Source organism: Mycobacterium angelicum (genome assembly GCF_002086155.1).
Classification (GTDB): Bacteria; Actinomycetota; Actinomycetes; order Mycobacteriales; family Mycobacteriaceae; genus Mycobacterium; species Mycobacterium angelicum.
In genome coordinates this window covers 1-10,601 of record NZ_MVHE01000107.1, presented here as the reverse complement: position 1 = coordinate 10,601, position 10,601 = coordinate 1, and the positions used below count along the sequence as shown (strand labels likewise).

Sequence of the window (10,601 nt, the reverse complement as noted above, 5' to 3'; positions counted from 1 at the left end):
GCATGGCGCCCAGTTGCGCGGTGGCACCGGCGCCGATGGTGGCCGCCAGCGCGATACCGGCGATCACCGGCGCGACCACACGGACGTTGAGGAAGGCCGACAGGAAGCCCGTCAGCGCCTCGATGCCGATGTTGCCCAGCGACGAATAACCCTGCACCGCGATGACGCCGCCGGAGGCCAACGTCAAAAACGCGGCCACCCCGACCGTGCCGCCGATCATCACCAGCGCCCCGGCGCCCAGCGTCATCTCGGCGACGTTGCGGATCGTTTCCTTGCGGTAGCGGGTGAGCGCGTTGGGGACGTAGCGGATCGTCTCGCCGAAGAACAGCGCCTGCTCGCCAAAGTTGTCGACCGGTCCAGCGAACCTCGACAAGAAGCGCCTGAAGCGAAGGGTGGCGTCGTAGCTCATCGCATACTCACCATCGCTTCGCCGCCATCGATTGTTACCCCGCCGCTACTTGGCCGAGATTCGGACGCCGATGGCGGTCATCACCACGTTGATGACGAACAGACAGATGAACGCATAGACGACGGTTTCGTTGACGGCATTGCCCACGCCCTTGGGCCCGCCCTTCACGGTCAGCCCGCGGTAGCAGCCGACCAGCCCGGCCATCACCCCGAACAGCAGCGCCTTGACTTCGGCGAGGATCAGCTCGCGCAGCCCGGTGAGCACGGTCAGTCCGTTGATGAACGCGCCCGGGTTGACGCCCTGCAAGAACACCGAGAAAACATAGCCACCGGACAAGCCGATGGCGCAGACGAGGCCGTTGAGCAACAACGCGACCAAGGTGGACGCCAAAACTCTCGGGACGACAAGCCGTTGGATCGGGTCGATGCCCAGCACCCGCATCGCGTCGATTTCCTCGCGGATGGTGCGCGCACCCAGGTCGGCGCAGATCGCGGTGGCCCCGGCCCCGGCCACCACCAGCACCGTCACCACCGGGCCCAGCTGGGTGATGGTGCCGAATGCCGTTCCGGCACCGGACAAGTCGGCGGCGCCGATCTCCCGCAGCAGGATGTTGAGCGTGAATGCCACCAGCACCGTGAACGGGATGGACACCAGCAGTGTTGGGACCAGGGATACCCGGGCGACCATCCAGGTCTGATCTAAAAACTCCCGAAACTGAAGCGGCCGCCGAAAGGCGGCGCGAACGGTATCCATCGACATTTCGAAAAAGCCGCCGACGGCCCGGGCCGGGACGGCAAGTTGTTGCATCAACCTGGTTCCCCCCGTCTGCTGCATGCGGCAAAGGTGTACATCTGGTCAACGCCCACTGCTGATGGCGAGCCGGCTCATAGTAACTAGAACATGTTCGGGGTGTCGATGAGCTTCCGCAGAATTGACTGCTGGTATGCGCACCGGCGGATCGTGACACGCTCCGGTCACTTCAGTGCAACGATGATTCTCGCCAGTCGTGGCTAGGTCATCAGGCCGGTGGCCGAGAAGTTCCGTTCCGGATCCCGTCCGGCGAAGTAGTTGTGCAACGTCGAACTCAGCTGGTCGGGCTCCCAGGCCGGGCCGTCGGCGCTGAACTGACGCTCGGCCGTCGGCGCCGCAACGAGGGTCACGCGCGGGCCGTACACGATGAACACCTGCCCGTTGACCTTCGCCGCCGCCGGCGACGCCAAGAACTGGACCAGCGTCACCACATGCTCCGGCGACAACGGGTCGATTTCGCCGGCTGCGATTTCGGGCGCTTCGCCGAAGACATCGGCGGTCATCGCGGTACGGGCCCGCGGGCAGATCGCGTTGGCGCACACGCCGTACCGGCTCAGCGCTCGCGACGCGGACAAAGTGAGCGCGGTGATACCGGCCTTGGCGGCGCCATAGTTGGCCTGACCGACCGGGCCGACCAGCCCCGCCTCCGACGAGGTGTTGATGATCCGGCCATATATAGAGCCATCTTCGGCTTCTTTCGCCTTGGCGCGCCAATACGTCGCCGCGTTGCGGGTGAGCAGGAAATGCCCGCGCAGATGCACGGCGATGACCTGATCCCAGTCCTCGTCGGACATGTTGAACAGCATCCGGTCGCGGGTGATGCCGGCGTTGTTCACCACGATGTCCAGCCCACCCAAGCCGTCGGCCGTGGCGACGAGTTCGTCGGCGGTGGAGCGCTGGCTGATATCGCCGGCGACCGCTATTGCCTTGGCGCCCGCGGAGCTGATCTCGTCGATCACGTCGGAGTTGTCCAGGGCGGTGGCGATGTCGTTGACGACGACGGTAGCGCCGTGGCGGGCCAGGCCGATTGCCTCGGCGCGGCCCAGGCCCGCGGCCGCACCGGTGATGACCGCGACCTTGCCTGATAGATCGGTCGTGCTACTCACTTTATGAATACCTCTAGTTTCGGTTAGTCCTCGCGCAACAGGGCGGCACGCGGGCATTCGGCGATCGCCTGCTCGGCCAGGTCCTCCTGGTCAGCGGGAATCGGATCGGTCTTGACGACGGCGTAGTCCTCGTCGTCCAGGTCGAAGATATCCGGGGCAATCCCTAAGCACACCGCGTTACCTTCACACCGGTCACGGTCGACAATCACTCGCACGGCACTCTCCTCGGGCCTGGGCTGCGGCTTATTGAACAGTATCCAGCTCCCACCATAGGGGCTGCGGTATCCCTGACGATAGGCTCGCTGGATTCCCAGACTAGAACGTGTTACAACCGGGAATACGACTCGGTCGAGCGAAGGACGGCTGGAATGCGGATCAGTTACACCCCCGAACAGGAGGAGCTGCGGCGCGAGCTGCGGTCCTACTTCTCCCAGCTGATGACGCCGGAACGGCGCGAGGCACTGAGTTCGATCCAGGGCGAAATCGGGATCGGCAACGTCTACCGGGAGACCGTCGCGCAGATGGGCAAGGACGGGTGGCTCACCCTGAACTGGCCCAAGGAGTACGGCGGCCAGGACCGCTCCCCGATGGACTCGCTGATCTTCACCGACGAGGCGGCGCTGGCCGGTGCGCCGGTTCCGTTCCTGACGATCAACAGCGTGGCACCGACGATCATGGCGTTCGGTACCGAGGAGCAGAAGAAGTTCTTCCTGCCGCGCATTGCCGCCGGGGATCTGCACTTCTCGATCGGCTACTCCGAGCCCGGCGCCGGCACCGACCTGGCCAACCTGCGCACCACCGCGGTGCGCGACGGCGACGACTACGTGATCAACGGCCAGAAGATGTGGACCAGCCTGATCGCCTACGCCGACTATGTCTGGCTGGCCGTGCGCACCAACACCGAAGCGAAGAAACACCGCGGCATTTCGGTGCTGATCGTGCCGACCACCGCCGACGGCTTCTCCTGGACTCCGGTGCACACCATGGCCGGGCCCGACACCAGCGCCACCTACTACACCGACGTGCGGGTGCCAGTGAGCAACTGCGTCGGCGAGGAGAACGCCGGCTGGAAGCTGGTGACCAACCAGCTCAACCACGAGCGCGTCGCGCTGGTGTCGCCGGCGCCGATCTTCTTGTGCCTGCGCGAGGTTCGGGAATGGGCACAAAACACCAAGGACGACAGCGGAGCCCGGCTGATCGACTCGGAATGGGTACAGCTCAACCTGGCTCGGGTGCACGCCAAGGCCGAAGTCCTCAAGCTGATCAACTGGGAGCTGGCCTCGGCCTCCAGTGAGTCGTTGTCGCCGGCGGATGCTTCGGCGGCCAAGGTGTTCGGCACCGAGCTGGCCACCGAGGCCTACCGGCTGCTGATGGAGGTGCTGGGGACGGCCGCCACGCTGCGGCAGGATTCGCCCGGCGCGTTGCTGCGCGGCCGGGTCGAGCGGATGCACCGGGCGTGCCTGATCCTCACCTTCGGTGGGGGGACCAACGAAGTCCAGCGCGACATCATCGGCATGGTCGCCATGGGACTGCCCCGAGCCAGCCGCTGACCTCTGGAAGGGATCGGATAAATGGACTTCACGACAACCGAAGCGGCGCAGGACCTGGGCGGCCTGGTCGACACCATCGTGGACGCGGTGTGCACGCCGGAGCATCAGCGTGAGCTGGACAAGCTGGAGCAACGGTTCGACCGCCAGCTGTGGAGCAAGCTGATCGACGCCGACATTCTGTCCAGCGCGGCGGCCTCCTCGGTAGGCGGCGACGGTTTCGGCGGGCTGGAGCAGGTGGCCGTGCTGGTTGCGCTGGGCCACCAGCTGGCCGCGGTGCCGTATTTGGAGTCCGTGGTGCTGGGCGCGGGGGCACTGGCCCGGTTCGGCTCCGAGGAGCTGCAGCAGGAGTGGGGCGTGCCGGCGGTCAAGGGCGAGAAGATCCTGACCGTAGCGTTGCACGGCGAGATGGGCGAGGGTCCGGTGCAGGCCTCCGGCTCGCGACTCACCGGCACGCGCACCCAGGTGTCGTTCGGCCCGGTGGCCGACGGCTTCCTGGTACCCGCCGAAACCGATTCCGGCACAGCGGTTTTCCTAGTTGGTGCGAACGACCCCGGGGTTACCGTGACGCCGTTGCAGACCACCGGTCTGGGTAGCGTCGCGCATCTGAAGCTGGACGGGGTTTCGGTTGCCGCCGCGCGGCGGGTTGGCGGCAGCGAAGTGGTCGATTGGCTGCGCACGCTGGAGAGCTTGGGCCGCACCGCTTTTCAGCTGGGCGTGCTGGAACGTGGGTTGCAGATGACGGCCGAATATGCGCGCACCCGTGAGCAGTTCGACCGCCCGATCGGCAGCTTCCAGGCGGTTGGACAGCGGCTGGCCGACGGCTACATCGACGTCAAGGGTTTGCGGCTGACGCTCACCCAGGCGGCGTGGAAGGTCGCCGAAGAGGTTCCGGCCGATATCGACGTGGCCACCGCGGCGTTCTGGGCCGCCGAAGCCGGGCATCGGGTGGCGCACACCATTGTGCATGTGCACGGCGGCGTTGGCGTGGACACCGATCACCCGGTACACCGATACTTCCTGGCGGCCAAGGAGATTGAGTTTTCGCTGGGTGGTGCTACCGGGCAGTTGCGACAGATTGGCCGCGAGCTGGCGGAGACTCCTGCGTAGTTTGTTGCTCGAGCGTGACGCTGCAGTCGCGTTCGGCGCCCAACGTGACTGCAGCGTCACGCTCGAGACGAGAGGGCCGCGAAGTGACTGACCCGACCGTCAGCCGGCTGCTGATGCCGCTGGCCGAGATCGACGATCGGGGCGTCTACTTCGAGGACTCGTTCACCAGTTGGCGAGAGCACCTGCGCCATGGCGCCGCCATTGCCGCGGCGTTGCGGGCGCGCCTGGACCCGGCGCGGCCGCCACACGTCGGGGTGCTGCTGCAGAACACGCCGTTCTTCTCGGCGATGCTGGTGGCCGCGGGGATGTCGGGAATCGTTCCGGTGGGCCTGAACCCGGTGCGCCGCGGCGCGGCGCTGCTGCGTGATATCAACCACGCCGACTGCCAACTGGTGCTTGCGGATTCGGCTTCGGCGGGGCCGCTGGCGGACATCGAGCACGTGAACGTCGAGTCCACTGAGTGGTCCGACGAGGTTGCCGCGCACAGTGGTACGGAGTTGACGTTTCAATCCGCTTCGCCGGCAGACCTTTTCATGCTGATCTTCACCTCGGGAACCAGCGGCGAGCCGAAGGCGGTGAAGTGCAGCCACAGTAAGGTCGCGATCGCGGGCGTGACCATGACCCAGCGCTTCGGCCTGGGCCCCGACGACGTCTGCTACGTGTCGATGCCGCTGTTCCATTCCAACGCTGTGCTGGTGGGCTGGGCGGTGGCCGCGGCATGCCAGGGCTCAATAGCGTTGCGGCGCAAGTTTTCTGCGTCGGGATTCATCGCCGATGTCCGCCGCTACGGCGCCACCTACGCCAACTATGTGGGCAAGCCGTTGTCGTATGTGCTTGCCACACCCGAGCAGCCTGACGACTCGGAGAACCCGCTGCGGGCGGTGTACGGCAACGAAGGTGTGGCCGGCGACCTGGAGCGCTTTGCCCGCAGGTTCGGCTGTGTGGTGCAGGACGGGTTCGGTTCCACCGAGGGCGGGGTGGCTATTGCCCGTACCCCCGATACCCCGGCGGGCTCGTTGGGGCCGCTGCCGGCCGGCATCGAGATCGTCGACCCCGACACCGGGCGGCCGTGTCCGGCGGGCGTGGTCGGTGAGCTGGTCAACACGGCCGGGCCGGGCCGCTTCGAGGGCTACTACAACGACGAGGCCGCCGAGGCCGAGCGCATGGCCGGCGGCATCTACCACAGCGGCGACCTCGCCTACCGCGACGACGCCGGCTACGCCTACTTCGCCGGCCGGCTGGGCGACTGGATGCGGGTGGACGGCGAAAACCTGGGCACCGCACCCATCGAGCGGGTTCTGCTGCGCTACCCCGACACGGCCGAAGTCGCGGTCTATGCGGTGCCCGACCCGGTGGTGGGCGATCGGGTGATGGCCGCGCTGGTGCTGGCGCCCGGGACGCGATTCGATACCGACAAATTCCGGGTCTTCCTGGCCGAACAGCCCGACCTCGGGCCCAAACAATGGCCGTCGTACGTGCGGATCAGCGCGGGCCTGCCGGGCACCGTCACCTTCAAAGTGCTCAAGCGGCAATTGGCGGCCGAGGGTGTCGACTGCGGCGATCCGGTGTTCGCGATTTAGCGATTCCGAATAGGCCGGGGAGCACCGCGTATTCGACACACATATATCCGCGGAATGCCTCAATGAGCTGCCCAGAAGCGATACGATCCGCGCCTAGCCAGTTGCATCGATGACCGCCCGCCGAGTCGCGTCCAAACAGTGCGAGGTGCCGCATGTCGTATGTCGCCGCAGCGCCGGAGACGATGGCGGCGATGGCGACCGATCTGGCCGGCATCGGGTCGGCGATCAGTGCGGCCAACGCGGCCGCGGCGGCACCCACGACAGCGTTGCTCAGCGCCGCCGCCGATGAGGTGTCGGCGGCCGTCACCGCGCTGTTCGCCCAGCACGCCGCGGGCTATCAGGCGCTGGCCGGCCAGGCGGCGGCATTTCACCGCCAGTTCGTGCAGACGCTGAGCTACGGCGCCGGAGCCTACGCCGCGGCCGAGGCGGCTTCTGTGACGCCGCTGCAGGCGGCTGGGGCGCCGCTTCAGGCGGCTGGGGCGCCGCTTCAGGCGGCTGGGGCGCCGCTGCAGGCGGCTTCTGGGGCGCCGCTGCAGGCGGCGCTCAGCGCGGCGGCTTCGCCGGTGGAAACGTTCCTGTCGCGACCGCTGATCGGCAACGGCGCCAACGCCACAACGCCGGGCGGCCCCGGCGGCGACGGCGGCTGGCTGTACGGCAACGGCGGCGCCGGCGGAGCCGGCGCGCCGGGCCAGCCCGGCGGTAAGGGCGGTTCGGCCGGGCTATGGGGTAACGGCGGCGCCGGGGGCGCCGGTGGCAGCGGCGGCGCCACGGGCGGCGCCGGTGGCAACGGCGGCCTGCTGTTTGGCAGCGGCGGCGCGGGCGGGCTGGGAGGCGCCGGGAGCGCCGGCGGCGGCCTTGGCGGCGCCGGCGGTCACGGCGGCAACGCCGCGTATCTGATCGGCACCGGTGGCGTCGGCGGTGCCGGCGGTATCGGCGGCACCGGCGGCGGCACCGGTGGGCACGGCGGCGACGGCGGGAACGCCGCCTGGTTGCTTGGCACCGGCGGGACCGGCGGCGCCGGCGGAATCGGCAGCCCCGGCGCCGTGGGCGGTGGTTTCGCGGGCAGCGGCGGAACCGGCGGAAACGGCGGCGCCGCAGGCCTGTTCATGAGCGGCGGCAACGGCGGGGCCGGCGGCCAGGGCGGCGACGGTGGCGCCGGCATGGCCGCCAGCACCATCGGCGGCACCGGCGGCGACGGCGGCCTGGGCGGGCATGGCGGCGCCGGAGGCGCCGGCGGCGGCGGCCCGGTGATATTCGGCCACGGCGGTGCCGGCGGCCTCGGCGGACAGGGTGGTACCGGCGGCGCCGGCGGCATGGGCGGCAACGGTGACAACGTGACGGCGGCGGGCACCGGGGGCAACGGCGGGACCGGCGGCGCCGCCGGTCCCGGCGGTACGTCCGGCGCTCGCGGCTTCCTCACCAGCAGCGGCCTGCCGGGTGGCGTGGGCGCGGGCGGCACCGGGGGTGCCGGCGGGCAGGGCGGAACCGGCGCTTCCGGCGGCGACGCCAGCGTGCTCGGGACCAACGGTGACGGGGGTTTCGCCGGCGGCAAGGGCGGTTCCGGCGGGCAGGGCGGCGCCGCTGTTACCGGCGGTGTCGCCGGTAACGGCGGAGTTGGCGGCCGGGGCGGTCTCGGCGGCGACGGCGGCGACGGCGCCAACGGCGTGGCCGGCGGCGGTGCGGGTGGCAACGGCGGCGCCGCAGGCACCGGCGGGCAGGGCGGTGTCGGCGGCTTGGCCGGCACCGGAGGTGGCGGCAAAGCCGGCGCCACGGGTGCCGGCGGCGACGGTGGCCACGGCGGCGACGGCGGCAACGGCACCACTGGCGGCAACGGCACGGACAACACCGGCGTGTCCAACGCGGCAGGCGGAAACGGCGTGGTGGGCGGTGCCGGCGGGCTCGGCGGTGACGGCGGCGCCGCCGGCGGCCCGGGCGGAACGGGCGGCACCGGCGGGGCCGGCGGCGACGGCGGCACCGGCGGCAACGGCGGCCACGCCGGCAACAACAGCACCAACACACCCGTCGGCGGCGACGGTGCGGACGGCGGCGCGGGCGGCAACCCCGGCAGCGGCGGCGCCGGCAACGGCGGGACGCAAGGTGCGCAGGGCGTCGGCGCCAACGGCGGCAAAGGCGGCAACGGCGGGATCGGCGGCGCGGGAGCCAACGGCGGCAACGGCGGCATCGGTGGAACCGGGAACGCGGGCACGGGCGTGGCGCCCGTCGGCGGCACCGGCGCCAACGGCGGCGAAGGCGGCGGCGGGGGCGCCGGCGGAGCGGGCGGCAATGCCGGCGGGCCCGGCGGCATCGGCGGGCAGGGCGGTGCCGGCGGAACCGCCGGCAACGGCGGGGCGGCCGGTCAGGGCGGCAGCGGCTTCGTCCCCAACACCGGCGTAACGATCGCACCGAACGGCGGCATGGGCGGCACCGGCGGCGTCGGCGGTCTCGGCGGCCAGGGCGGCGACGGCGGTAACGCGGGCAGCGGCGGTGCGGCCGGTATCGGCGGTCTCGGCGGCAACGGCGGCAACGCCGGCGCCGGCGGACAGGGCGGCAACGGTGTGCAGGGCAATCTCACCGCGGCCGCCGGAGCCGGCGGCGCGGGCGGCAGCGGCGGCAACGCCGGGATGGGCGGCAAGGGCGGCAACGGCGGGACGGGAGCCACGGCCGCGCCCGCCGGAAACGGCGGGACCGGTGGCAATGGCGGCACCGCCGGCCAAGGCGGCAATGGCGGCACCGGGGCCGCCGGCGGCGCCAACAATGCCAACTTCGGCCCCGTCACCGCAGGTGACGGCGGTAAAGGCGGCGACGCGGGCCTGGCCGGCGTCGGCGGCAACGGCGGCAACGGCGGCGCCGGCTCCAGTGGCGGCGTCGGCGGCAAGGGCGGCGACGGCGGCCTGGGCGCCGCCGGCGGAAACGGCGGCAACGGCACCAATGGCTCGCAGAGCTTCGGACCCGACTTCAACGCCACACCGCAAGCCGGAGCCGGCGGGAACGGCGGCGGGGGCAGCAACGGCGGCAATCCGGGCAGCGGCGGCGCGCCCGGCGCCACCGGCGGCCTCGGCGGCGCCACCGGCAAGGGCGGTGACGGCGGTAACGGCGGCTCCGGCGGTAAGGGCGGCGTCGGCGCGAACGCCGTCAACACCACCATCAACCCCACAACGGCACAAGCCGCCACCGGCAGCACCGGCTCGCCGAACGGCACCACCCCACTCGGCGGCAACGGCGGCACCGGTACTGCCGGCATGCCAGACAGCACTCCCCCTGACCCGACGCAAGTCCAGCAGGGCGGTAACGGCGGCGTCGGTGGCGGCGGCGTCAACTCAGCCGACAATGACACCGCCCAAGGCGGAGTGGGCGGAACCGGCGGCGCGGGCAGCGTCATCGCGGGACCCGGCGGCACCGGCGGCGCCGGCGGCAGCGCGTCGGAAACCGGAAAGGGCGGCACGGCCACCGGCGGCATGGGTGGAACCGGCGGCGACGGCGGGCCGGGCGGCTTCGGCCCCGGCGGCAAGGGCGGCGTCGGCGGCAACGCGACCGCAAACAACGACAATGGCACGGCCACCGGCGGCGCCGGCGGAACCGGCGGCAACGCGACCAACGATCCCAATCCGCTCACCGATCTCGGCGGCAACGGGGCGGCGGGCGGGGCCGGCGGCAACGGCGGCACCGCATCGGCGACGGGCACCGGCGGCAACGCCACCGGTGGTGCCGGCGGTCACGGCGGCAATGGGGCCGGCGGAGCTGTCAACGCCGGTACCGGCGGCCAGGGTGGCAACGGCGGCGCGGGCGGCAACGGCGGCCAGAACGGCGGCAGCGGCGGCAGTGGCGGAGCGGCCGGGGACGGCGGCGCCGGCGGTAACGGCACCGTCGGCGGCGCCGGCGGCAGCGGCGGCGACGGCGGCACCGCAACCGGCACCACCAGCACCAAGGGCAATGGCGGCGACGGTGGTAACGGCGGCGTCGGCTCGGTCGGTGGCGACGGCGGCAACGGCGGCCGAGGCGGTGGCGGCGGGGTCGGCTTCGGCGGCGGCACGGCCGGCAG

Annotated in this window: 8 protein-coding genes; 4 read left to right on the top strand and 4 right to left on the bottom strand. The window is 71.1% G+C overall.

Features of this window, described 5'->3' with window-relative positions; all coding sequences use genetic code 11:
- The 4 genes from BST12_RS27595 to BST12_RS27580 all read right to left on the bottom strand — a co-directional run.
- The coding region (locus BST12_RS27595) for an ABC transporter permease (protein WP_211281377.1) at positions 1-409 on the bottom strand (409 nt) is incomplete at its 3' end.
- 45 nt (positions 410-454) lie between these two features.
- Complete coding sequence (locus tag BST12_RS27590; RefSeq protein WP_083116373.1) at positions 455-1,219, bottom strand: MlaE family ABC transporter permease; 765 nt, start codon at positions 1,217-1,219, stop codon at positions 455-457.
- A 200-nt stretch (positions 1,220-1,419) separates the two neighbouring features.
- A complete protein-coding gene (locus BST12_RS27585; RefSeq protein WP_372511102.1) occupies positions 1,420-2,325 on the bottom strand; it encodes a 3-oxoacyl-ACP reductase in 906 nt (301 codons plus the stop codon).
- A gap of 23 nt (positions 2,326-2,348) precedes the next feature.
- On the bottom strand, positions 2,349-2,540 hold the full coding sequence (locus tag BST12_RS27580; RefSeq protein ID WP_083116370.1) for a ferredoxin: 192 nt from the start codon (positions 2,538-2,540) through the stop codon (positions 2,349-2,351).
- 153 nt (positions 2,541-2,693) lie between these two features.
- On the opposite strand from BST12_RS27580, the gene BST12_RS27575 reads away from it, so the two are divergent.
- The 4 genes from BST12_RS27575 to BST12_RS27560 all read left to right on the top strand — a co-directional run.
- On the top strand, positions 2,694-3,875 hold the full coding sequence (locus BST12_RS27575) for an acyl-CoA dehydrogenase (protein ID WP_083116369.1): 1,182 nt from the start codon (positions 2,694-2,696) through the stop codon (positions 3,873-3,875).
- Positions 3,876-3,896: 21 nt separating this feature from the next.
- Positions 3,897-4,982 (top strand): acyl-CoA dehydrogenase family protein, encoded by a 1,086-nt coding sequence (locus BST12_RS27570; protein WP_083116368.1) that lies wholly within the window; start codon positions 3,897-3,899, stop codon positions 4,980-4,982.
- A gap of 83 nt (positions 4,983-5,065) precedes the next feature.
- Entirely contained in the window at positions 5,066-6,562 is a 1,497-nt protein-coding gene (fadD17, locus tag BST12_RS27565) for a long-chain-fatty-acid--CoA ligase FadD17 (protein ID WP_264063081.1), read from the top strand.
- Positions 6,563-6,714: 152 nt separating this feature from the next.
- Positions 6,715-10,601, top strand: a 3,887-nt coding sequence (locus tag BST12_RS27560) for a PE family protein (protein WP_083116367.1), incomplete at its 3' end; no start/stop codon positions are given.

What these genes read in the sequence shown, in the direction of transcription:
- BST12_RS27575 (WP_083116369.1), top strand. Translation starts at nt 2,694, where the DNA reads ATGCGGATCAGTTACACCCCCGAACAGGAGGAGCTGCGGCGCGAGCTG.
- BST12_RS27570 (WP_083116368.1), top strand. Translation starts at nt 3,897, where the DNA reads ATGGACTTCACGACAACCGAAGCGGCGCAGGACCTGGGCGGCCTGGTC.